Source organism: Corallincola luteus, from assembly GCF_004336975.1.
Classification (GTDB): Bacteria; Pseudomonadota; Gammaproteobacteria; order Enterobacterales; family Neiellaceae; genus Corallincola; species Corallincola holothuriorum.
Genome location: NZ_SJXE01000002.1, coordinates 59447 through 82784, shown reverse-complemented (window position 1 = coordinate 82784; position 23338 = coordinate 59447). Strand labels below are relative to the sequence as shown.

Here is a 23338-nt window from a genome sequence, read left to right as displayed (position 1 = left end):
CACAAATATAAGTATTCGTTTTTTCAAAAAATTTAAAATCACGATCAACAATTACACTACAACTGTAAATAGCGCGCGATAGCATGGTGTCCCGCTTCGCTTGCAAGATCAGCCGCCGTCATATTTTTATAACCAGAATTCACTAGTGATAAATCAGCGCCTCCAGCTACCAAAACCGTCATCACATCATAGTAGCCATTCATAGCAGCAAACATCAGCGGGGAATAATCACTCACGGTCAGCGCATCAACTGATGCCCCTGCATCCAACAGAAGCTTTGCGATCTCCGCTTGGACCTTATCACCACCCTTATTTTTGGCCATAGAGGTAAAGTGCAAAGCGGTACTACCTACTTTAGATGTTAACGAAAGATCTGGCTTATATCTGAGCAGTTGACTGACAAACTTTAAATTGCCCTCAAAAACTGCAAGCATTAATGGTGAGCGCCCTTTCTTATTCAAGATGCTCTGGTCAGCACCAGCGGCTAGCATTACTTCTGCCACTTTCCCCCGCTTTCTAATCACCGCAATATGAAGAGCGGTGTTTCCCTTCCCATCCTTACTACCTAACTCCGCTCCGGCATCGATAAGGAGCTTAACAACGCCCGCTTGGACTCTATCGCCCCCTTGGCCATTGGCAACAGTCATTTGTAAGACATCGAGTCCATTTGACGCACGATGTGCAAGGTTTGGTTTACTTGCTAATAACTGCTGCACAAGTGCTAAGTTGCCGTCATGACAGGCCTGCATAAGAGGTGTAATACCTCTAATATTTGCAGCATTAGGCTCGGCAGACGTAGATCTTAACACTTGCGTTAGTAAAGGCTTATTCGCTTTTACCGCCAGCATCAATGGAGTTGCTCCATTTGTGGTTCTGCCGGACGTTTTTGCGCCTGCTTTAATCAACAAGCGGGCTATCTGAGATTGAACACTTTCATCAACATCACTTTTATCAGCGGCTATATGCAAAGCGGACCAGCCTCCTAAGTTGGTTAGATTAACGTTCGCGCCATGCTTAATAAGCAATTTCACAATATCTGTTTGCCCAGAGCTTACCGCCCTCATCAGCGCTGTCACACCATTACTATCTGGCAAATCAACTTTTGCTCCAGCCCCAATTAATGCGACAGTCGCTGGTATGTTGCGACTTGCCACCGCAAATTGAAGAGGCGTCGCTCCAGTGTCGCTTTTCGCATCAATTTGCGCACCAGCTTTTATCAAAGAAGCAATCATCTCTTTTTGAGTGCTTTTTCGAATCTTACTATCCGCCTTTGCCGCCAAATGCAGCAAGCTCCAACGCTTGCTATTTTTGTCATTTGCGTTGGCACCACCACTCAACAGCAGGCGCACCATGGCAGGATCGCCTTCACCTATCGCAATCATCAATGCCGACATGTTATTTCTATTTTTAATCTCAAAATTTAATATCGGGGAATGAGTGATCAATGCCTTGGCAACTTGATACTGTTTAAACGCTACCGCCCGCATGAGTGCGGTATTTCTATTAATCGAAAAAACATTAACATTTGCGCCAGCCAGCATCAGCTTTTCGGCAATCAAGGCTCGCGTACTCTCCTTAACCCTCGCATTCTGATTGGCCGTATATAGCAATGCAGTCAAACCATTCCGGTCAGACATATCCAGTTTTGCACCATTGGCGAGGAGTAGCTCAACGGCTTCTATGGCACCCGCCTCCACGGCAACAATAAGTGAAGTCGTTCTACTATTGGTTTTTGCCTCTACCTTCGCCCCTTTTTGCAACATGACCTTTGCTGTTGCCACTCGGTTCTGATCTAGTACTGTCATCAAAGGTGTCCATCCCGATTGATGTCTCGCTTCGAGCGGCGCCCCAGCGTCAATGAGCAAAGCGGCTATCTCAGCCTGCAAAAGATCTTGTTCATTGCCAATGCCATTCCCCGTGAGATGCAGAGCTGTCCAAGATTCTCTATTCTTTTTAAATAGATCGGGTGCGTACTGCAGCAAGAGTTTCACCATTTCTACATGCACACTATCCACTGCGCGCATTAATGGTGTCCATCCGCGATCATTTTGAGAATTAATATCTGCGCCTAGCTGCAAAAGGGTGCGAACAAGGCCCTGCTTTCCATTATCTGCAGCAAAACCAAGAGCGGTTGTCCCCATCGCACTTCTTATGTCTACAGGAACACCCGCTTCGACAAGCACCCGAGCTATTTCGGCTTGCGCGTCTTCACTTCCTAAAGTTCCATTCGGCGTCGTCATATGTAGCGCTGTTAAACCATCGTTATTGACTAAAGTGGCATCAGCGTTATGCGCTAACAGGTACTCAACGATCTCTTTGCCGCCTCCAAATACAGCGACATGCAGCGCTGTGTTTCCATCACTAGAAATCGCATTCACCTGTGCCCCTGCGTCAATTAATGCCGTAGCCGCCAATAACCGATTAAAACGAGCAGCCAAAAAGAAAGGCGTCGCACCATTAGCTAGAGCAACATCAATAGGCGCGCCTTTACGGATTAGCAAACGGACAATCGGCAACATCTCCGCATCATCGGCTTGCGTATGTTCACTCATGGCGAAATGAAGCAAGCTCCCACCGTCATTAGAACGCTGCGTCAAATCAGGTGACTGCGCGAGAAGCTGCTCAACAATCGCTAGGCTGCCAGATTGCACTGCCGCCATTAACATGGTCTCGCCACTTTCATTGACTAAAGATGAGTCAGCTCCCGCATTCAATAATGCAGCAACTGTTGCCGGACGTTTTGCCACCACGGCAAAGAAGAGCGGGGTTCGGTTATGTTTATCAAGGATATCAACAGAAATACCAGACTTTATCAGCAAGTCGATCACCTCTAGTCGGTACTCCTCCGTCGCTGTATCCGAGTCTCCAGCTAAATAATGCAACAATGTCAGGCCACCCGGGCCAAGAGGGCGCAAGTTAGGTTTACCCTTAAGCACAGCTGCAACAACATCTAAATTACCGGATTGAGTTGCTTGAACAATCGGTGTCACACCTGCAGATTCCGATAAATTCACGTCTGCATTAGCGTCAACTAAAGCGTCAACAAGCAGTGATCGACCATTCGCTATCGCGACCAATAGCGGAGTGACGCCATTGGTTGTTCCAGCATTGACATCAATACCAGCCGCGATGAGTCGCTGGGCGATTTTGATTTGACGCTCAACGTCAACCTCAGGACCGACCACTGCAAGGAGTAATGCATTTGCACCGGCACTGTCCACTTGGTCTATTTCAGCCTTAGCGCTGAGCAGTTGCTCCACCGTCACAACTTGCCCCAGACGAGCGGCCAGCATCAACGGCGATAGCCCATCTTCGTTAAGTGAATTGAGCGCGGTACCCCGCACTAAAAGATAGTTAATGAGCTCATCATTCTGCTGACGAATAGCAAAATGTAATGGCCGATCGCCGTTAGAAAAGACAACATCTAAGTGATCTATCCCTTCGTCATCCAAGCTAAATAATTGATTATAATTACCCTGTTGCAGAGCAGCTTGGTATTGAGATATTTGCTCTGGACTAGTAAAACCAGTGAGAAGAGAAATAAAAAGAACAGCAGAGCAGATGCTGATTGACAGGCGTGGGTTACCATCCATGGAGCGTTCATCCTAAACGTTGTGTATTGTCATACGGGCAGAGATTATAAAATCTAAGTACAGGCTCAGCGCTTTACTTATAACTTCATAATATAAATGACCAATCGAGTAAAGATTACATTAATTTAGGTAAAGACAACATACGCTAGGCCATACAATTTCCTACTAGAAGCTTGGTGTCATTTGCAATTAGCCCAGTCTGGCGATGTGATTGAAGTGGGTGATGATAAATTTCGCGTCATACTGGCAGGTAAGTAAGCGGCTCAACAAGCATAATCCCCCCACTAAGGCTGTAATACAGCCTTAGTGCAGCAATGTTCAACCTATTCATGCCAAGCCAGTTTAATTGAAGCTCACTTTAATAGACGAGAACGGTTGTACCAGCCTTTCAAGTAGTTGGCCGTGGGATACAGAAATGCTGAATCACTATCCGCCCATAACTTCCTATATTCATGTACCTTCACTATTTTCTTCGGAATTCGAGGATCCAATATGGTGATTCGATTACGCCAATAGGCACCATCGTTATGCTCAAACAATGTTTGAATCACAACAAAATCTCCTAACTGCTTATAAGCATTATTCAAAGAGATAAGATCTTCGGAGCTATTCATGGTCGCGGACACACCAGTATCTATTAGTAACTTGGCAAACTGCTCTTCATTCAACACTTTCTTAAAGCCAAGTTTTTCTAAAGTACTCCTAATGAAGGCATCATACATTTTTGGTTGCATGTTGTTGTCAGCTCGATAAACAACAAATTCTACGTCTTCTATCCCCTTATAGAGCGATTCAAAAACGATGCTTTCCTGCTCAATCCTATACTCTGTCTTATAGCGTCGTGTAGGGAAGTTACTATCTTCAGGAGCCAGATAGCTTGCAGTGCAAGCACTAAGCAGAACAAATGCAATAACTAAAACCAACAATTTCACAGCCAAAAACCCATTTACGATTGCAGAACCCGCACCTCCTGATTCGAAGAAAGTAAAGGTACCAGCGGCATAATTAACAGACGAAGATTGTCTCTTATGAAACAAAGTCATGGCAAGGAAATAACAAAAAAACCATTAGATACATGAAGTAAAACAGATTTGTGAAACTTGATTCCGCCTATCCAGGAGTCACTACAATTTAGTATTGCCCAGCAAATGCTTCACTAAAACTCGCCATACGCTGGCGTATACGTGCCACATGGCTGCCCATCCAATAACAGCGACCACAAGCGGGGCAGATAAAACCGGCTTGTGGTGGCGACGCCATATCTGCCGGCAGTTTCAACTTCATCTCCTCTGGCGAGCAAGGACGCAGGCGTTGATTACAACAACTACAGCGACTAAACGGTGTGGCGGTGAGATTGAGATGAAAACGCGTGACCAGTTCCCGCATCTGTTCGTCTACTTTGTTACCCAGCACCAGGTAAACCCGATCCGGCCGTTGCTCATCAGGTAGCCGTTTATCGCGGGTCAGCAAGATACGCTGCTCTAGGTTGGCATGTTGTGCCAGTACCTTGTCGTCAATAGAGGGATGAAATCGAGTATCAAAGCCTAACAGACGTAACCAACGCGCTGTGCCGCCGAGCATGGCGTCACAGTAAAAGCGCGGAGCTTGCGTCGTACTCTCGGGATGGAACACCAGTTCTCCTGCAACAAAGACTGAGCTGGCTAGCCATATCGCTTGCCGCTGTTATGCCTGTTTTTCTGTCCGATAACTTCCTGTCAGCTTAATAAGAGTATAGGCGCAGCGATTAGGTACCCCCAACGCGATACCTTCTGGCGACTATTTGACGTCGGCTTGAGCACAGACTTCTTCATCAGCTACTTCTGCTTCGGCGCACATGTAAGCGCGACTGGAGCAGAACGGCGTCATAGGCATAGCGGGAGACACCAACGCTTCACTTGGTGATATTTGCTGCTGATGCCGTATCGCCATCTTCTTCACTTTGGCCAAGGCCCAGGCCAAACCGGCAATGCCAAACACCACCGAACCGGACATCTGTCCAATCAACACGCCTTCCGCCCCCCAGTAATAGCTTCCAACGAGCACCAGAGGGATCGTGCCGATAGAGGCTTTACTCACATTCATCAATGTCGACAGACTGGGGTAGCCCAAGTTATTGAATGCGGCGTTTGATACAAATAGTGCACCATTAAAAGCAAAACTAATGCTGACCCAGGTACAAAAGAACACTAGAAAATCAGCAGAATCCCCAGATAGACCAAAGGCCGATACCAAGCCATTGCGGGCAAAATAGATCAACAGGCACACCGTTAATACGTAAGCAAAACAGAAGCCCATCGCGTTACGTAACGCCTGCTCGATTCGATCAAAATTCAGGGCGCCATAGTTCTGTCCAATGATCGGGCCAACAGCACCAGACAATGAGTAGATCATACCAAATGCCACCGGGATCAGACGCCCTATCACGGCCCAGCCAGCCACGTAGCCATCACCATATTTAGCGATAGAGGCCGTCACAAATGCATTTCCAATTGGGGTCGCAATGTTGGTCAGAATGGCCGGAAAGGCGACACTCAAAATGGCAGCCAGCTGGGACTGCATTGAGATGAAATCAAATCGAGCAAACAAACGATGTTTATTGAACACCCCAACCAGGGCAACGATAGCAAGGACGAGACGTGCCATCACCGACGCATAAGCCACCCCCTCCAGACCCAGCCCCAACGCAAAAATAAAGATAGGATCCAGCACCGCATTGGTAGCGCCGCCCGCCAAGGTTGACCACATCGCCAGTTTGGCATCACCCACCGAGCGTAACGCGGCACCGCCGCAGATGGCTAAACCAAGAATAGGCAGTGATGGCAAAAGAATTTGTAGGTAATCAACCGCTAATGCATGGGTACGACCTGTGGCCCCCATTAAATGCAACAGGTCAGGCGTATACATCCACACCAACGCAGCGACAACCACGCAAATAGCGAAACCCGCAACCAGTACATTGGTCACCAGATGACACGCTTTTTCCCGATCTTTTTCACCAATAGCCTTCGACACCAAAGCGGTCATCGCAATAGACAGACCAATGCCCACCGACGTCGTAAAGAACAGAATACTGCCGGCGTAACCCACGGCGGCGGCCAGCTCCTGTTCACCCAATAAGCTGATAAAAAACAGGTCGGCCAAGTCCACTAAAAACAGTGCTGTCAGGCCAATCGCATTGGTTGATGACATCACCACGATATGGCGGAAGATACTGCCATGTACAAACTTTGCTGCCGGCACAAATGCTCCACGGGATCAGTTGAATCATGAGTGTAGTAAGCAATACGGCGGAACACAGTATTTGGGTTGTTATGGAGAAATGCCATTTATACTGCGCTAAACCCATTCATGGTCATTGAGACGAGACGAAGGCTTATGCGATGATGCCTCGTTACGCGCAGTTCGGAGATTGCGCCGATCCCTTTTACCGACAGGAACATTACGATGGCCAAAAAGTTTTATGTTGTTTGGGCTGGCAAGCAACCCGGTATTTACACAGACTGGGCCAGCTGCAAAGCCCAGGTCGATCAGTTCCCCGGGGCGCGCTATAAATCCTTCCCGACACAGGCGGAAGCAGAGGCCGCATATGGCGGCGGTACGTCAAGCAAACCCACGGGCAAAGCGCCAGCCAAAAAGCGCAGTAACGGGCAAACAGTGAAGACCTACAGCGCCAAAGAAGTGGACGCCCTGAAAGCGGATATTAAGATCTTTACCGATGGCGGCTGTGAGCCCAACCCAGGTAAAGCAGGCTCTGGGCTGGCAGTATATTTTTGCGGTGAAGTGGCCGAGCTTTGGTATGGCTTATATAACCCAAACGGCACCAACAATACGGCAGAGCTAAATGCACTGCATCAAGCGATGCTCATGGCCAGCAAACAACTAGACCGAGGCCGTAGTGTGGCGATCTTCTGTGACTCCAAGTACTCGATTCAGTGTATTACGCAGTGGGCTGCAGGCTGGGAGAAAAAGGGCTGGAAAAAGCCCTCTGGCGAAATTAAAAATCTTGAACTAATCCAAACCATGTACGCGTTGTATCAGACCATTAAAGGCGATATAAAAATATTGCACGTTAATGGCCATGTCGGCGTGGAAGGTAACGAGCTGGCGGATCGCATGTCGATTGTCGCGGTAGACAAAAAGAGCAAGACTTTCCAACGCTATACCGATCCATTAGATGTACCCGCCATTCTCGCACTCAGAAACGGTTAATCAGTCTCAGCCAGCAGCTTGTCTAAGCGTCCCGCAAGCATATCCATATCGATAGGGCGAATGATCTGTTCGCCCTCATATCGTCCATCGCCCTTACTCTGCACAATACGAATAACAGGGCGTCCGGCGATCTGAGCCTTACTCAACGGTGTCTCTCCGTCGCAAATAATCAGTTGATATTGGTTGCTGCTTTGCTGGGCATGCGCCGGTAGCTGTTGTGGCGTCACTCGCTCATGGCGCCAACCAAATTCAGCCAACATAGTTTCAATCACCAACGCCTCTACCGGAGGTAACTGACATAACAACACTTCACCTTGATGGCCTGCTTTTGCCACCGATTGGATTTTCATTGCCTGCATGCGCCGCCCCGCCAGCCATGCCGTTAACATAGCTTGAGTAATAGGCAGTGGCTGATGATAGACGTCGCTCGCAGTCAGTCGATGAAAACGATCAACCAGCAAGACTCGGTGTCCCTGCCGCTGACAGAGCGTAAGCAAACTCTGCCACACGGTACGGGGAATATGATCAGTATCTAACACCAGGTTCACCCTGGTTTGCGTTTGCTGAAGTAGCGCTTCAGTTGTCACCAGATCAGCCATCAAATGCGTATCGCAACCCAATGATTGTAACTGTGCCTGCACACTTTCCCGCAGTGTTGGCGACTGGCTCACGATGAGTACTTTACCCAGCTCTGGTGCCGGTTGCGGCACATGAAATCCCTCTTCCACTTCAATCGGCACACGGCACCGCAGGATCACCTCTCCTGCTCCCACATGGGTCAGTTGCAGTTCGCCTTGCAGTAACTGACAAAGTTGACGACACATCGGTAATCCCGGCAGCGGATCAGTGGTGGTGGTTAACAGTTCTTTTTGCCACTGCCGGATCAAGCAGCGGCCAGTCTCATGCATTCGCAACAGTAGCTTTCCAGAGGAAACCGACACATTCAGTTTGATATTCCCAGCATCCTTGGCTTGTATTACCTGCCCCAGCATACTCAGTAATATGCGCTTTAGCTGTGTCCGGTCCGTCGTCACCCGGTTGGGTAGCTCCGCTGAGATAATGGCATCACACTCTAAGCCCTTAAGGTGCGCCGTGGGCACGGTTAGTGCCAGCACCTCCTCAAGCAGCGCTCGAAGATCGAAGGTCTCTGGCGTCACTTGCACTTCGCCCTTCTCCAGTAAGCTGATCTGAGTAAGGTCATCAATCAAGTAGAGCAACTGAGCGGCCGATTGCTCGCTGGCGGCAACCAAAGGTTGCTGCCGCGAATCCTCCAGCTGTGCTTTCAACAGTTTCAAGCAGGCTAACTGACCCAGCAACGGTGCTTTTAACTGCTCACCTAGCTGTTGGATAAAGTCACTTTTAGCAATGCTGTTCAACTCGGCCTTGTCTCTAGCGGCAGCCAACTCTTTACTACTGTCGATTAACTCTGCATTCAGCAATTGTCGCTCAACACGCAAACGATAAGTTTCCGTGGTCGATTTATAGAGAAAACGAAAGGTATTAAATGTCAGCGCGAGAAACGGCCCCATCAACATCAAAGCCACCAGCTGATGCTGCTGAGTTCCCACGACCAACCAGTAAACAGAGAATGGCAAAATCGCACTCAAGGCAAAAGCGCAGAATACGCGCCAGCTCATCACCAACACAGCCACAGCGCTAACCACTTCACCGACAACCACCAGCAACGGTACCAGTTGCAAAAGGAATGGTTGCTGCATGGTCAGAATACAAATTATCCCCGCCAACAGGCCAGACGCACACTCCAATCTAACGTAAGCATTTTCCCACTGGTGGGGCGAATCGGTGCTACGTTTTTGTCGAGCCGTCAAATGCCAGCGAAAAACACTGCACAGGACGACCACCCCCAGCCAGCTCAACAAAGGGAGGTATGGCATTGAAGTAAAAAAGCAGAGGTATGCAACGAGAATGAGGCTGGTGGTTGGGAAAACAAAACTTAAGGACGCAGCTTGGCGATACAGAGTATCCACTCTGCCACGATCAAACTCTTCTGCGTGCATTGGTGAAGGCATAGCAACCACTGTAGGGGAGTTGATGTACTCGATTAAAACGACACTATAACAATGCCCCGATATGCGGCACTACTTATCCATGTTGCTTATGCTAAGCCGGTCTCAGACAATGATTTTAGCTTCACAGATTTGCACAATACTGATTTGTCACTGGCGACCCGAAAGCACTTCTTGCAAACAAATTTGGGTTTCTTCACCAGCTCAAGGAGCGGCTCCCCCCACATCAGCGCATTCTGCCGACGATCCCATTTACATATCTGCTTGCCCATGCAAAAAGCTCTCTTGTGCGTAGTCGCACTGTTCAACTGAGTTAAGTTAAGCACACTCTTCTATCATCGAGCGCAGATAACGGCAAAAGATGGCGCTTGCTAAGCAGTACACCCAGCACGCTTAACTGCAAAAATAGATATCAAAACGATGAGTCTTGGTCGTGATCTGCGCGTCTGACTTGCGCTCACACAAAGGGGGCGCATAGTCAGGACGCTTCACCACGACCCGTTTTGTGGCCAGCGCCAGCGCCGGGGCGAGCAATAGATCCGCATCTTCATCGGGGCCAAGCATCGCCTGAAACAGACGCATCTCTTTCTTCACCTGAGCCGATTTTTTGCGGTGGGGGTACATGGGATCCAGATAGATAACCTCTGGCGCATCACCCTGCCAGTCGCTCATGCGATCCACCGCCGAACCGGGTAACAAACGCATACGCTGACCGATCCAAGGGCCGATCTCAGCATCCAATTGTGCTCGCATTAAACCATCTTGCAGCAATGCCGCCGCCACCGGCGAACGCTCTAACATGGTGACCTGACAACCGATCGACGCCAATACGAACGCATCGCGCCCTAACCCTGCGGTAGCATCTAATACCGAGGGGGTGGCTTGCCCACGGGCACCGACCGCTTTCGCTACCGCCTCACCGCGCCCGCCACCGTGTAAACGGCGATGCCGTGCTGCACCGTCGGTAAAATCGACACTCACCGCACCCAATTTCTTGTCTCCGAGATCTTTCAAGCTCAAGCGCTCGGCATCCAGATACAGTAGCAAGCCTGAATCAAGCTGTTTGCGCATCGGCACAAATCCCCACTGCGACACCAGCTGCTGCAGGTGATCACGACGCTCCGGGGTGTCGCTGTGTATCGGTAAGGGCATTAAATTATCCATTGCAGGATCAAAGGTACCAAAATGGGCGCAAGTATGGCGCTGATGGTAGCAGATAATACCAGTGCCAGTGCACTGTAGGCGCCCTGCTCGCCCCCCTCTTGCACGATACGAGCCGTACCTAAGGCGTGACACGCCGTTCCCATCGCAATGCCTCGGGACTTAGGCTCACGGATCCCCATCAAGTTAAGCAAAGGGATACCCGCAATCGCTCCCAACAAGCCGGTAACAATCACAGCTAACGCACCTAACGATGGCTCGCCCTGCATCTGTTCGACAATCATTACCGCAATCGGTGTGGTCACCGACTTTGGCGCTAACGAAATAGCAATTTCTGCCTCGGCACCCACCAAGATGGCTAACACCACGGTACTGGTCAGCGCGAAAATTGTCGCCAACGCCACCACCAGCAGTACGCCCGGTAACTCACGCTTGATCTGCTTTATCTGTTTATACAAGGGCACACCAAGAGCCACCACCGACGGGGCTAACAGATCACTTAACCAATGCCCTCCCGCTTGATAGTCAACATAGGGGATACCCAACCCCAGCAGCAGACAAACCAGCACCAACAGAGTGATTAACACCGGATTCAATAGTGGATGTTCGATCCGACGCTGCAGATGTACTGCAGCCAGATAAACCAGAATGGTGAGCAAAAAATAGAACAGCGGCATCATTAAATCGCTCATTGACGACGCTCCAACGCCTGAAACAACCAACCCGCTAAGGCCATAATCAGCACGGTACCAAGTAAGCAGGTAAGCAAGATCGCCACCAGACTGTTTGCCAGCAACTCAAGATTATCAATTAAGCCAACCCCGATAGGTACAAATAGCAAAGCCATCCAACGGATCAGGAAGTTCGCTCCGGCCTCCACCCAATGCAATTTCACCAGCCCCAAGCTTAATAACAAGGCTAAAAAGATCATGCCGACAATGCTGCCGGGGAGCACACCGCCAGAATATTTTGCCGCCAACTGGCCGACAAAAAGACAGAGAAGTAGGATCAAAACACTACTCACGTAGCTTGCGATATGACGACAAAGGGAAGGAAACGTCACAACAGACTCCCATTAAAGTGTGATCTGCATTATATTTTCACCCTCCCCTGGCAGCAAACCTTTGCTGCCCATCTTGCTAAGAAAGTGGCTAAGAAAACTGAGGTACTATGAAAATCTGTTTGTTTAGCGCCAAAAAATACGACCGTGAGTTTTTTGACCTGCGTAATAGTGAATTCGGTTTTGAGCTGGAATATTTTGATATTCACCTGAATCCTAAGACGGCCACCCTCGCCCAACATGCCTTCGCCGTCTGCGCCTTTGTTAACGACAATCTGGACCAGGAAACCCTGGAAGTACTGGCAAGTCAGGGTATCAAACTACTATTGATGCGCTGCGCTGGCTTCAATAATGTTGATCTGGACGCGGCTAGACGCCTCGGTATGCGCGTGGCTCGAGTGCCAGCTTACTCTCCTGAAGCGGTCGCCGAACACGCCATCGCTCTCATCATGACCCTTAATCGACGTATTCACAAAGCTTACCAGCGCACCCGCGATGCCAATTTCTCCCTCGAAGGCTTAACCGGCTTTAACATGCATGGCCGCACGGCGGGTGTAGTGGGCACAGGTAAAATTGGCTTGGCTGCCGCACGTATTCTGAAAGGCTTTGGCTGCGACCTGCTTGGCTTTGACCCCTATCCCAACCCGGAGTTTGAAGCCCTCGGTGGGCGTTATGTCGAGCTGCCAGAGCTAATTTCCCGGAGTCAGGTGATCACTCTGCACTGTCCACTCACGGCAGAAAATCAACATCTATTCGATGCCACCGCATTCCAACAGATGATGCCCGGCACCGTGTTAGTCAACACCAGTCGCGGAGGACTGGTCGATTCAGTGGCAGCAATCGACGCATTAAAGCAGAGCAAACTCGGTGGCTTGGCGTTGGACGTTTACGAGAATGAACAGGATCTGTTCTTTGAAGATCTATCTGACGAAGTGATCCAGGATGACGTCTTCCGCCGCCTGTCCGCCTGCCACAATGTGATTTTCACTGGCCATCAGGCATTCCTTACCAGCGAGGCGCTAACAGCGATTGCTGAAACCTCCCTCGACAATGCGAAAACGTTTCTCGAAGGTCGCGCTAATGGCAACGAGATCGCTGGCGAAGCGCCAGATCATCACTAATTTGATGGGCTAATCATAGCTTTGTTTTGTTCCCCTCTCGAATGAGAGGGGAGATCCGCAAACGCTAGCTGTCAGCTTCAAACATCACCGGTGAACGGGACACAGTAGACCACACGTTCATTCCCTGCATAAACAGACTAACGCCGAAGCAAACACCAATCAGCCATGCAATGCCACTCGCCCCAGAGAGCACAATTGCCACGCCAAGCAGCATACTTAATGCACCTTTGACTTTTTTGGTGGTCGCTGCAGACAGATCATTTTGCGCTGCACGCCAGCTCAGCACGCCGATAAAGACAAAAAATGCACCCAACATGAAGGCGGCCAATCCCAGAGTCAGTTTTGGCATCAAGATCAGCAATACGCCGACAATCAAATAGCCCCAATAAAGGAAACCGGAGATGGTTTGATAGCCCGCTTGTTTCATCCGTTTACTGACCGCAATCCCCATAACGCCAGTCAAAGTAATCGCTATACCAACAATAATCGCTGCCGCGATCCCTACGGCAAACGGCAGAATAATCGCCAGCCCCCCTAACACCATCATGGCTACCGCCATGAGTCTTGCTATCGTGCGAGCCTGCTCTGTCATTGGCGCTAATCCAGCCATGGTAAATTCCTTAGCTTGTGAAATTTCAATATTTAATAATCAATACGTTAGCGCCTTCGTCACAGTAAGCAAGCACTGTTAATCAACGCTGACATTTTTTCTACTGCCGGTACCCGAAACTCAACGCTATGATCTAGCCAAAAGACAACAACACTTAAGGTTTGCTAAAAAGGGCCTCTAGCGAACTGGTGACAGTAAACCCAATGACTATAACTGGTCGACAACTTCGTAAGGACACGTTTATGGCAACTGAAATCATGGTCTCTGGCTTAATCAATATTGAGACCACACTGGCTATCGATGGTTTCCCCTTGAACTACTTTCCGGTCACTTATGCCTTCGATCGCATTAATACGACGGTCTCAGGAGTGGGATATAACGTTGCCAAAGCGTTACATACACTGGGGCACCCAGTGGAGATGGTTTCGATGATTGGCAACGACGTCAATGCCCCTATCGTCGAAACAGAGCTCAAACAGTTAGGCATTAGCCACCACGGTGTATGTCGCACACTGGCGCAAACCCCAGCATCGGTGATCCTGTATGCCCCCGACGGCCAACGCCAAATCCATGTGGATCTAAAGCAGATCCAAGAGACTGAATTTGATAGCCAGCTATTCGATAAAAAGCTGCGCCGATGCCAGTTAGCTGTGATGTGTAACATCAACTACAACCGCGCCCTGCTCGCAGAGGTGAAAGCCAGTGGTAAGCCCATCGCCACCGATGTCCATGTGCTGGCGGATCCTGATGACGACTACAATCGAGATTTTATGGCCGCCGCCGATATCCTTTTCCTTAGCGACGAAGGCTTGCACGGCCGCGAGCCAGAGGCCTTTATTGGTGAGCTCTATCAACGCTACCACAACCAAATTATTGTCATGGGGCGTGGCCGCGAAGGTGCGTTGATGTTTGTGGCTGAAGACAGTCAGTTCTACCATGCACCCGCCATCACGACCCGGCCAATCATCAATACTGTCGGTGCCGGTGATGCGCTATTTTCAGCGTTTGTACATGGCTGGCTGAGCCTAGGCAATCCCTATCAGGCATTGCAACAAGCGGTGCGCTTTGCGTCTTGGAAGATTGGCGATAAAGGAGCGGCAGAAGGTTTTCTTAACGCCAAACAGCTGGATGAACTGAGTCAGACGACTCGCTAACTATTGTCATCACAAAGTAATAGGGCGCAGCTGCGCCCTATAGACTGCCACCCTGATCGCTCCGTTAGATCTGCGCTACCGCGCTATCACCCCAACCAATCAACTGGCCATTTTTAAAGACTAACGGTGTGCACTCATCTTTGGTGGTGATACCATCTTTTTGCTGGCGCTGTGTGCGGTAATACAACAAGCGATAGTTATCATCGCCCTTCACCAACTTCTCATCAAAATCAGCGGTGCCCATGGTCATTCGCACCTGATCCATCGCCGCGCCGACTTCCATTTTTTCCAGTTTTTCGCGGTTCATTCGCTCCCGATCTTCCCAGTCAGAACTCCAGCTGGTGCGGTCGCCATCGCCGCCAACAGCGATAACACATCCAGTTAATGTCAGTGGCAATGCCAACGCAAGTAGCAAGCAGGTCTTCTTCATACAACTATCCCTTAGTAAGTCTAACTATCTCGGATAGTTAATTAGCAACGCGCATGCCAAAAACATAACCCTCTGTATTTATGAAATAAATTATATAACTGGATACATATTGAACAACAGTAAATAATGAGTTTGACCACTGTGTTGTCGATTTGACTAACTCACTGTGAAAACACTGTTCGCTTTGTTCGATGACAAAAAAGGTGATCGGGCTCTCTGCTTAATCAGAGGAGTAAAACGGGGCGGCTTTCCATTGACCTCAAGCAAAGTCAAATAGATGCAACAACTTAGAATCGCACTATCAGTGACGATGTAATGGAAGCAGTTATGCAAACAGCAGGGCAACAGCTAGGTACAACATTGGAAACCGAGCAAGGGCTACTGACACTCACCGCTTTTCTCGGCCGCGGCAAGTCAGCCTATTCCTATTTGGCCACCAATAACGGCTGCAAATACGTCGTCAAAATGATGCATGACGAACCGTGTCCCTATTATGATTTTGGCAATCAAAACAAAGTCACGGTTGAACTGAATGCCTATCACACCCTAGATCGCCTGGGCATACCCGTACCTAAGTTACTCAGTCACGATGAACAGCGTGGATTTTTGGTCAAGTCATACATTGAAGGCGTATTAGCAAACGACCTTATTGCAGATGGCAATGTCGAAACAGTGTTGCCACAGCTCTATCAGATCTCAAAAATTGCCCAACACGCAGGTCTGAATCTGGACTACTTTCCTGCCAATTTTGTCTGCGCCGACAACCAGCTATTCTACGTCGATTATGAGCACAACCCTTATGACTCTGCCTGGAATCTGCACAATTGGGGGATCTATTACTGGGCAAATAGCGCGGGGATGGCTGACTACCAACGCACCGGCGATATTCTGAACTTAAATCAAACGTTGGATTCAGGCATTCCTATCAAAGCGCCGCTGCAAAGTCGAGTGAACAATTGGCAGCAACGCTATCAACACGGCTAGCGTGACATCGCAGCATCAGTTCACATCAGACAACACGCCGATTTTCTAACGAGCACAGTCTAAATCTAGTGGAAGCTCGATAAGCGACTTGATTCATTAATGAATTTATCAAATTCATGGTTTTTCATAGAGAATATCGTCTATCCTTAAAGCCAGAAAAAATTCGCTGATTCATAAAGTTAGCCACCGTCTTGCAGCATCCGCTCATGGCTAGAATCATCATGATGGGATGTTAAACAACATTTCCGAAATAGACCTCACCATTATCACTTGGGTAATGAAATTTAGACGTAATTTGAGATTCAATATGAACAAAGTACACGGAACATTGCACTGGACACTTTGTATAGTCGGACTCTTGCTAGCTACGGGATGCGACAATAAACAAGCCCCTCCTCCCCCACCGAAACCCAGTGTCATCGTGGTTGCAGCGGGTATTGAATCCATTACACCTAACAGTGAGTTTGTTGGTCGTACCCAAGCCAATGAAGACACCACCATCAACGCCCGTGTCTCTGGGCTACTGCTACGAAGAGTGTTTCAAGAGGGTGCCGATGTCGCCAAAGGCGATCTGCTGTTTGAAATTGATCCAGACACTTACGCCACCGAAGTTGCTCAAGCGGAAGCTCGGTTACAGCAAGCCGTTGCGGCAAAAAAGGTTGCCTTCAGCAATTACAATCGCGGCACGGAGATCTTCGCTGCTGGCGTCATCAGTGCCAAAGAGATGGATGAACTGACCGGCTACAAGCTAGATACCGAGGCGGAAGTCTCACGGGCCAAAGCGGCATTAAAAGCCGCCAAACTCAATCTCAGTTATACCAAAATAGTCGCACCGATCAGTGGCCGAATGAGCCGCTCGAAAGTATCCGAAGGCGATCTCATCTCCCCCGAACGCTCACTCGCAACCCTGGTCAATTTAGATCCTATTGAAGTCAACTTTCAGGCCAGTGAGAAGGTTATCGCCAAGTACCGCAATGACGGTGGTGATAATGGCGAACCAGCGATAAAAGCATCTGATCTGGTCATCGAGATGCGTCTGCCCAATGGCGAGATGTACGAACAGACGGGTCAGATCGATTTTGTCGATAACCGCGTTGACCCCACCACAGGCACCGTCACCGTCCGAGCGCTGTTTGCTAACTCCAACAAAGCGTTACTGCCCGGCATGTTCGTCACTGCAATTGTCAATGTGCCAGAGCAAGTTGAGGCACTACTGATACCCCAGGTCGCTATCCAGGAAGATCAATTGGGCCGCTTTGTTCTGGTAGTTAACAGCGACAATAAGGTGGAAAAAAGGCAAGTGAAAATGTCCGGGCGCTACGGCGTTAAATGGCGCGTGGAGTCAGGCCTCGAAGCCGGTGAAAAAATCATCATCGAAGGGCTGCAAAAAGTGCGTCCAGGGTTAGAAGTTGAAACCCAAATGGCAGAAGCCACACCATTCGAAAATCAAGGCTGATTTTAGGCAGGGAACATACTTATGATCAGTCAGGTTTTTATTAATCGTCCTAAATTCGCCTTTGTTATTGCCATCGTTTTGACCCTCTCAGGGCTGCTGTCGATGATGGTGTTACCGATCTCCGAATTCCCCGATCTGGCGCCCCCCAGCGTGAATGTCAGTACCTCTTATGCCGGTGCCAGTGCTGAAACCGTCAAGGACACCATCGCCAAGGTAATTGAAGCCGAGGTTAACGGCGTGGAAGGGATGATCTACATGGAATCCCGTTCCGCCAATGATGGCAGCTACAATCTCACGGTCACTTTTGAAGTGGGTACCGATGCTGATATGGCGCAGGTCAACGTCAGCAACCGGGTACAGATCGCCACCGCTCGCTTACCTGAAGAGGTCAAACGGGAAGGGGTGAAGGTAGAGAAGCAAAGTCCTAACCTGCTGATGGCTGTCAGCCTGTTCTCGCCGGATGATCGCTATGACAACCTGTTTATCAACAACTACATGGCGATCAATGTTAAGGACAACTTAGCTCGGGTTCCTGGCGTGTCTAAAGCCGACATCATTGGCTCGATGGATTACGCCATTCGCATCTGGCTCAACCCAGACCGCATGGCGGGCTTAGCCATTACCGTCAATGATGTGCGGGAATCTTTGCAAGAACAAAATGTTCAGGTACCCGCAGGACGCATCGGCGCACCACCCGCCAGTGGCGATCAGAAATTTCAATATACGTTGCAAGCCAAAGGCCGCCTCACCGATGTCGAAGAGTTTCGAGAGATCGTGCTGCGCGCCAATGAAGATGGCAGCAGCGTCAGGCTCAAAGATATCGCCCGGATCGAGTTAGGCGCACAAAGCTACGACGCAGAAGCACTGCTCGACGGCCGCCCCTCTTCGTTGATCTTTATTAACCAAGCATCCGATGCCAATGCCCTTGAGGTGGCGAAAGGTGTTCGCGCCGAAATGGCCAAGCTAAAGCAGAACTTTCCGGAAGGGCTAGACTGGGGCGTTTACTATGACACCACCAGTTTTGTTGAGGTATCCATTGAAGAGATGATCGTCACCCTGCTGCAAGCCCTTGGTTTGGTGGTGTTGGTGGTCTATCTGTTTCTACAAAACATCAGACAAACCTTGATCCCGGCGATTGCGATTCCGGTCTCCTTAATTGGCACCTTTGCTTTTCTGTTGGCAACGGGCATGACCATCAACACGGTGACACTGTTCGCATTAATCCTTGCCATCGGCATCGTGGTGGACGACGCCATCATCGTGGTGGAAAACGTCACCCGCTTAATGGAAGAACAAGGGATGTCAGCGCGGGATGCCACCATTGAATCAATGAAGCAGGTCACCGGTCCGGTGATCGCCACCACTTTGGTACTGTTGGCAGTGTTCGCCCCCACCGCGGTGATGCCTGGGATCACCGGCAAAATGTATGCACAGTTCTCCGTAACCATCTGCATTGCGGTACTTATCTCATCGGTGAACGCACTGTCCCTGAGTCCAGCATTGTGCGCCGTGATGTTGAAAGCACCAAAGCAGCATGACAAAGGCTTTCACGCCTGGTTCAACACACAGTTTAATCGCCTCACCAGTGGCTACAGCGGTTGGGTCGCCTCGTTGGTGCGCAAGTCGCTATTAGTCGGCGTGGTCTACCTCGTGATCATCGCCAGTATCGGCGGTTTAAGCCAAGTCCTGCCCACCAGCTTTGTTCCCACCGAGGACAAAAAAGCGTTCTTTGTGGATATCCAGTTACCTGATGGCTCCTCGCTGAATCGCAGCAAAGTGGTGGTTGAACAGATGATCGCTGCAGTTAAAGAGGAACCCGGGGTTGAAAAAGTGATTTCGGTGAGTGGCTACAGCATTGTATCCCAAGCGGTATCGTCCAATGCTGGGCTGTTGATTGTGACATTGGCTGACTGGGATGAACGTGAAGATCCTGCTCTCACGGAGGCGGCCATCGTACGCAAAGTACAAGGCAAGCTAGCAACCTTTCCACAAGCCAGGGCCTTCGCATTCTCCTTACCTCCCCTGCCCGGCGTAGGTAATGTTGGTGGCGTTGAGTTCTTTCTACAAGACACCCAAGGGCGCCCGACAGAAGAGATAGCAGCCACCATGGGCGGCATGATCTTGAATGCCAATGAGCGCCCAGAAATCGCTGGCGCTTTCAGTAACTTCCGTGCCGATGTGCCACAGTTGTTTGTCGATGTAGACAGGCCAAAAGCCAAAGTACAGGGGATCTCGCTGACCGAGATATTTTCGACCCTACAAACCATGTTGGGCTCCTCCTACGTCAACGACTTTAATCTATACGGCAAAGTATTCCGGGTGATGATGCAGGCAGAAACCGAATATCGCGATGAAGAATCCGATTTGATCCGGTTTTATGTGCGCACCCAAAGCGGTGAAATGGTGCCACTGAGTACTTTAATCACCACCAGTCCGATTCTGGGGCCGGAATATGTCCAGCAATTCAACCTGTACAGCGCCACCAAGATCAACGCTTTCCCCATGCCAGGGGTAGCCAGTGGCGACGTGATCAAAGCGATTCAAGAGGTTGCGCAAACCCTGCCCGCTGGCTACACCACCAGCTGGAGTGGGCAAACCTATCAAGAGATCAAAGCCGGCAGTTTGGCACCCCTGATCTTCACGCTGGCACTGCTATTCACTTACCTGTTTTTGGTGGCGCAGTATGAGAGCTGGACCATTCCTGTGGCGGTTATGTTGGCAGTACCAATTGCGGTGTTTGGTGCATTCGCGATGGTGCTGGCGTTGGGCGGCGAGATAAATCTCTACACCCAAATTGGCTTAGTACTATTGATCGGTTTGGCGAGTAAAAACGCCATTCTCGTGGTGGAGTTTGCCAAGCAACTCCGCGAGGAAGGCAAATCCATTCTTGAAGCCGCAGAAACCGCAGCCCGGCTCAGATTCAGAGCCGTGTTAATGACCGCGTTCTCTTTTGTCTTAGGCATACTGCCGCTGGTCGTCGCAACGGGTGCAGGTGCAGCCAGTCGACGTTCATTGGGTAACGCCGTCATGGGCGGCATGTTAATGGCCACCATTGTCGGCACCCTGCTGGTACCGGCGTTCTACGTCATCATGCAAAGCATGCGCGAGAAAGTGAAAAACAAACCCGCAGCCAACTCAACCGAGTAGGTTGAAATTCCACCCCTAGGGTGGATTTAGCCACTACCTTAAAGTGGTTAAATCCTTAGTCATTATCTTAAAGAGCAAATCCGCTCAATAAGCAAATGACCTAGGGAAGTGGAGATGAACAAAGCGAACATAGGTGGCATCCTGTTAATCAGCACGCTGCTATCCGCCTGCGGCGGCAGTAGCAGTGGCTCAACAGCCGGAGGCGGCACCACCACGCCACCGGCGCCTACTTACCAAGCCTATCCGTGCGATGCAGACCTTTACGAACAGGCCAACCGCCTGCGTATCTATCAGGTGATGACGGAAGCGTTTATCGATGGTAATACCAACCTAGGTTACGGCATCGGTTACGGCCCCAGCCCGCACGAAGGCGACATTCAGGGCATTATCGACTCACTGGATTACATTCAATCCTTGGGAATGAATGCGATCTGGCTAACCCCCATATTTGAATCCATTCCACTGTCCAGCCAAGACGACTCTGTCACCCGACTTGATGCTACCGGCTATTTCGCCACTAACTATTTCGCCATCGACCCCAATTTTGGCGATTTAGAAGATGCCCGTAACCTGGTTGACGAAGCCCACGCCCGTGGCATCTATGTGTTCTTTGATGCTGTGTTTGGCCATCATAAAACCAACGCACCTGGCTACGCCTCGCCCAGCGGCTTAACCCTGTCGGGACAAGGCCAAAGTTACAACGGCCTAGCCAGCACACAGCTCAGTGTGTTTCCAACCGATCTCGACTTCGTCAAAGAAGTGGCGAGTTACTGGATTGAAGAACTGAAAATTGATGGCTGGCGTCTAGACGTGGCTAACGAAGTTCCCGTCGGCGCTTGGGGCGAAATACGCCAACTGGTCGAGCAAACAAGCCAGTCCGTCGAGTATCAAATGGATGGCGATACCGTCAATCCACTAGGCTACATGGTGGCCGAGATCTTTGATGGCAGCGGCCAATTCGTCAGGGATCTGGGCTATGGGGAACCAGAACAACCGGGTATCTGCTCCGCCTTTGACTTTGCCATGCGCTATCAAGTGGTTAAAACCTTAGCCGTCGAAGAAAGCGGCGCAGGTGATCCGCTGCCCAGCCAGCTACAGCTGGGCTGGCAACTCAACCAAGACAACCCCAGTCATGCCCACCCTAACCTGTTTGTCTCAAACCATGATCTGGTGCGGCTTGGCGATTTAATCCAGCGCGGAGGCTTCCCCGCGCAAGAGTACTGGTCCAGACACCGTGCCACCTACAGTTTTGTCGCCGCCTACACCGGCCCGATTACCTTGTACTACGGCGATGAAATTGGCGATGATGTGGAGAATTTTGACCAACGTAACAGCCCGTGTAACGGCATTACCGTGATGTGCGATGACCATGTGGCACGCTCCAGCGGCAAGATTGAAGGCCTGCCCCACGGTGACGATCGCACCCTCTTTCAAGCGTCAGCAGAACAGATCGCATTGCGCCAATACATTACCGAACTGATGCAGCTTCGCGACCAACACCCTGCCCTCTACAACGGCCAACGCATCGCCCTACTGGCTGACGACAGCACAGGTTTATATGCAGACCTGAAAGTGGCCGACAGTGAGCGGATCCTGTACCTGTTAAATACCACGAGTACAGACAGTGCATGGACGGTTGATGCTACTCAGTTAGCGAACGCCGCCTCACTGACCAACCTGCTAACAGGAGAAACAGTGGCAGTGAATGGCAATGTGAATATCCCGATCGCCGCACTGACAGGAGAGTTTTGGTTACTGAATAATTAGCGGCAAGGTGAAGATCGGCAAACTGTCACTCCCCGGTTTACCGATCTTTTTCTTTCTTCTATCTGATTTAAGCCCTCTCCTAAGTGAGAGGGCTTAGGTGAGAGATTTTTCTACAGCCCTAAACCCAACGCCTGACCCGCTGACAGTATTCTTGGTAACTCTCACCAAATTTCTTCTCTAACGCCTGCTCTTCGTGGCGGATCTGGTATCTGTCCATAAATAGCCAGTAGGCGACAACCCAAAGCAGAGTCCATGGGTTGCCCAAAATCAGCACCCAAGCAAACAGGGCGATAACAAATCCAACGTACATGGGATTACGGCTGTAATTAAAAACACCTGCCACCACCAGCTGGTTGCTTTGCTCCGGAAATCTAGGGTCAACGGTGGTTTTAGCGCGGCGGAAGCTGATGACTGCGGCAACGCAAATGCTCGCGGCCAGCAGACATAAGGCGAACCCCAACCAGAAGGACGTGCGCGTCACCAGGGAGCTCATATCAAAACAGGCGCAGCTAAGTGCCATCAACACCGCGACCAGTATCGCCAGCGGCACTGGCATATGGATCCATCCCTGCTGCTTTTTCATCATTACTCCTTTCACGCAATTTGAACGGCTAATTGA

Annotated in this window: 18 protein-coding genes; 7 read left to right on the top strand and 11 right to left on the bottom strand. The window is 50.1% G+C overall.

What is annotated here, in order from left to right; genetic code table 11:
- Window positions 1-56: 56 nt before the first annotated feature.
- The 4 genes from EZV61_RS06930 to EZV61_RS06915 form a co-directional block, all read right to left on the bottom strand.
- Window positions 57-3593 carry an ankyrin repeat domain-containing protein gene (locus EZV61_RS06930; RefSeq protein ID WP_131414770.1) on the bottom strand — a complete coding sequence of 1179 codons (3537 nt, stop codon included), beginning with the start codon at window positions 3591-3593 and terminating at the stop codon, window positions 57-59.
- Between the two features lie 353 nt (window positions 3594-3946).
- Window positions 3947-4525: a hypothetical protein gene (locus tag EZV61_RS06925; protein WP_131414769.1), complete on the bottom strand. Its 579-nt coding sequence runs from the start codon at window positions 4523-4525 to the stop codon at window positions 3947-3949.
- A 199-nt stretch (window positions 4526-4724) separates the two neighbouring features.
- Window positions 4725-5225, bottom strand: coding sequence for a Mut7-C RNAse domain-containing protein (locus EZV61_RS06920; RefSeq protein ID WP_131414768.1), 501 nt, complete (start codon window positions 5223-5225; stop codon window positions 4725-4727).
- A gap of 144 nt (window positions 5226-5369) precedes the next feature.
- On the bottom strand, window positions 5370-6833 hold the full coding sequence (locus EZV61_RS06915) for an MATE family efflux transporter (protein ID WP_131414767.1): 1464 nt from the start codon (window positions 6831-6833) through the stop codon (window positions 5370-5372).
- Between the two features lie 204 nt (window positions 6834-7037).
- Here EZV61_RS06915 and EZV61_RS06910 point away from each other — a divergent pair, with 204 nt between their 5' ends.
- Window positions 7038-7802, top strand: coding sequence for a ribonuclease H family protein (locus tag EZV61_RS06910; protein WP_114337458.1), 765 nt, complete (start codon window positions 7038-7040; stop codon window positions 7800-7802).
- Here the strand turns inward: EZV61_RS06910 and EZV61_RS06905 are convergent.
- The 4 genes from EZV61_RS06905 to EZV61_RS06885 form a co-directional block, all read right to left on the bottom strand.
- Complete coding sequence (locus EZV61_RS06905; RefSeq protein ID WP_131414766.1) at window positions 7799-9832, bottom strand: sensor histidine kinase; 2034 nt, start codon at window positions 9830-9832, stop codon at window positions 7799-7801. The two genes, EZV61_RS06910 and EZV61_RS06905, sit on opposite strands and share 4 nt — an antisense overlap.
- A gap of 390 nt (window positions 9833-10222) precedes the next feature.
- Window positions 10223-10981 carry a class I SAM-dependent methyltransferase gene (locus tag EZV61_RS06895; protein WP_131414765.1) on the bottom strand — a complete coding sequence of 253 codons (759 nt, stop codon included), beginning with the start codon at window positions 10979-10981 and terminating at the stop codon, window positions 10223-10225.
- Window positions 10981-11682 carry an LrgB family protein gene (locus tag EZV61_RS06890; RefSeq protein WP_114337454.1) on the bottom strand — a complete coding sequence of 234 codons (702 nt, stop codon included), beginning with the start codon at window positions 11680-11682 and terminating at the stop codon, window positions 10981-10983. Before EZV61_RS06890 ends, EZV61_RS06895 begins: the two co-directional genes overlap by 1 nt.
- Window positions 11679-12053: a CidA/LrgA family protein gene (locus tag EZV61_RS06885; RefSeq protein ID WP_114337453.1), complete on the bottom strand. Its 375-nt coding sequence runs from the start codon at window positions 12051-12053 to the stop codon at window positions 11679-11681. Before EZV61_RS06885 ends, EZV61_RS06890 begins: the two co-directional genes overlap by 4 nt.
- A gap of 107 nt (window positions 12054-12160) precedes the next feature.
- On the opposite strand from EZV61_RS06885, the gene EZV61_RS06880 reads away from it, so the two are divergent.
- Window positions 12161-13171 (top strand): 2-hydroxyacid dehydrogenase, encoded by a 1011-nt coding sequence (locus EZV61_RS06880; RefSeq protein WP_131414764.1) that lies wholly within the window; start codon window positions 12161-12163, stop codon window positions 13169-13171.
- Window positions 13172-13235: 64 nt separating this feature from the next.
- Here EZV61_RS06880 and EZV61_RS06875 read toward each other — a convergent pair whose 3' ends face one another.
- The gene (locus EZV61_RS06875; protein WP_114337451.1) at window positions 13236-13781 is read right to left on the bottom strand and encodes a DUF308 domain-containing protein; all 546 of its coding nucleotides are present in this window, start codon (window positions 13779-13781) and stop codon (window positions 13236-13238) included.
- Between the two features lie 242 nt (window positions 13782-14023).
- On the opposite strand from EZV61_RS06875, the gene EZV61_RS06870 reads away from it, so the two are divergent.
- On the top strand, window positions 14024-14935 hold the full coding sequence (locus EZV61_RS06870) for a carbohydrate kinase family protein (RefSeq protein ID WP_165569553.1): 912 nt from the start codon (window positions 14024-14026) through the stop codon (window positions 14933-14935).
- 64 nt (window positions 14936-14999) lie between these two features.
- Here EZV61_RS06870 and EZV61_RS06865 read toward each other — a convergent pair whose 3' ends face one another.
- Window positions 15000-15365 carry a DUF3192 domain-containing protein gene (locus EZV61_RS06865; RefSeq protein WP_131414762.1) on the bottom strand — a complete coding sequence of 122 codons (366 nt, stop codon included), beginning with the start codon at window positions 15363-15365 and terminating at the stop codon, window positions 15000-15002.
- A gap of 327 nt (window positions 15366-15692) precedes the next feature.
- Here EZV61_RS06865 and EZV61_RS06860 point away from each other — a divergent pair, with 327 nt between their 5' ends.
- The 4 genes from EZV61_RS06860 (at window position 15693) to EZV61_RS06845 (ending at window position 22719) form a co-directional block, all read left to right on the top strand.
- A complete protein-coding gene (locus EZV61_RS06860; RefSeq protein WP_131414761.1) occupies window positions 15693-16349 on the top strand; it encodes a BUD32 family EKC/KEOPS complex subunit in 657 nt (218 codons plus the stop codon).
- A 307-nt stretch (window positions 16350-16656) separates the two neighbouring features.
- Window positions 16657-17805: an efflux RND transporter periplasmic adaptor subunit gene (locus tag EZV61_RS06855; RefSeq protein ID WP_114337447.1), complete on the top strand. Its 1149-nt coding sequence runs from the start codon at window positions 16657-16659 to the stop codon at window positions 17803-17805.
- 21 nt (window positions 17806-17826) lie between these two features.
- Window positions 17827-20952 carry an efflux RND transporter permease subunit gene (locus EZV61_RS06850; RefSeq protein WP_131414760.1) on the top strand — a complete coding sequence of 1042 codons (3126 nt, stop codon included), beginning with the start codon at window positions 17827-17829 and terminating at the stop codon, window positions 20950-20952.
- 114 nt (window positions 20953-21066) lie between these two features.
- A complete protein-coding gene (locus tag EZV61_RS06845) occupies window positions 21067-22719 on the top strand; it encodes an alpha-amylase family glycosyl hydrolase (protein WP_131414759.1) in 1653 nt (550 codons plus the stop codon).
- 118 nt (window positions 22720-22837) lie between these two features.
- Here EZV61_RS06845 and EZV61_RS06840 read toward each other — a convergent pair whose 3' ends face one another.
- Window positions 22838-23302 (bottom strand): methyltransferase family protein, encoded by a 465-nt coding sequence (locus EZV61_RS06840; protein ID WP_165569552.1) that lies wholly within the window; start codon window positions 23300-23302, stop codon window positions 22838-22840.
- Between the last annotated feature and the right edge of the window lie 36 nt (window positions 23303-23338).

What these genes read in the sequence shown, in the direction of transcription:
- EZV61_RS06875 (WP_114337451.1), bottom strand. Translation starts at nt 13,781, where the DNA reads ATGGCTGGATTAGCGCCAATGACAGAGCAGGCTCGCACGATAGCAAGA.
- EZV61_RS06855 (WP_114337447.1), top strand. Translation starts at nt 16,657, where the DNA reads ATGAACAAAGTACACGGAACATTGCACTGGACACTTTGTATAGTCGGA.
- EZV61_RS06845 (WP_131414759.1), top strand. Translation starts at nt 21,067, where the DNA reads ATGAACAAAGCGAACATAGGTGGCATCCTGTTAATCAGCACGCTGCTA.
- EZV61_RS06850 (WP_131414760.1), top strand. Translation starts at nt 17,827, where the DNA reads ATGATCAGTCAGGTTTTTATTAATCGTCCTAAATTCGCCTTTGTTATT.
- EZV61_RS06890 (WP_114337454.1), bottom strand. Translation starts at nt 11,682, where the DNA reads ATGAGCGATTTAATGATGCCGCTGTTCTATTTTTTGCTCACCATTCTG.
- EZV61_RS06895 (WP_131414765.1), bottom strand. Translation starts at nt 10,981, where the DNA reads ATGCCCTTACCGATACACAGCGACACCCCGGAGCGTCGTGATCACCTG.
- EZV61_RS06870 (WP_165569553.1), top strand. Translation starts at nt 14,024, where the DNA reads ATGGCAACTGAAATCATGGTCTCTGGCTTAATCAATATTGAGACCACA.
- EZV61_RS06860 (WP_131414761.1), top strand. Translation starts at nt 15,693, where the DNA reads ATGCAAACAGCAGGGCAACAGCTAGGTACAACATTGGAAACCGAGCAA.
- EZV61_RS06930 (WP_131414770.1), bottom strand. Translation starts at nt 3,593, where the DNA reads ATGGATGGTAACCCACGCCTGTCAATCAGCATCTGCTCTGCTGTTCTT.
- EZV61_RS06865 (WP_131414762.1), bottom strand. Translation starts at nt 15,365, where the DNA reads ATGAAGAAGACCTGCTTGCTACTTGCGTTGGCATTGCCACTGACATTA.
- EZV61_RS06880 (WP_131414764.1), top strand. Translation starts at nt 12,161, where the DNA reads ATGAAAATCTGTTTGTTTAGCGCCAAAAAATACGACCGTGAGTTTTTT.
- EZV61_RS06910 (WP_114337458.1), top strand. Translation starts at nt 7,038, where the DNA reads ATGGCCAAAAAGTTTTATGTTGTTTGGGCTGGCAAGCAACCCGGTATT.
- EZV61_RS06840 (WP_165569552.1), bottom strand. Translation starts at nt 23,302, where the DNA reads ATGAAAAAGCAGCAGGGATGGATCCATATGCCAGTGCCGCTGGCGATA.
- EZV61_RS06905 (WP_131414766.1), bottom strand. Translation starts at nt 9,832, where the DNA reads ATGCCTTCACCAATGCACGCAGAAGAGTTTGATCGTGGCAGAGTGGAT.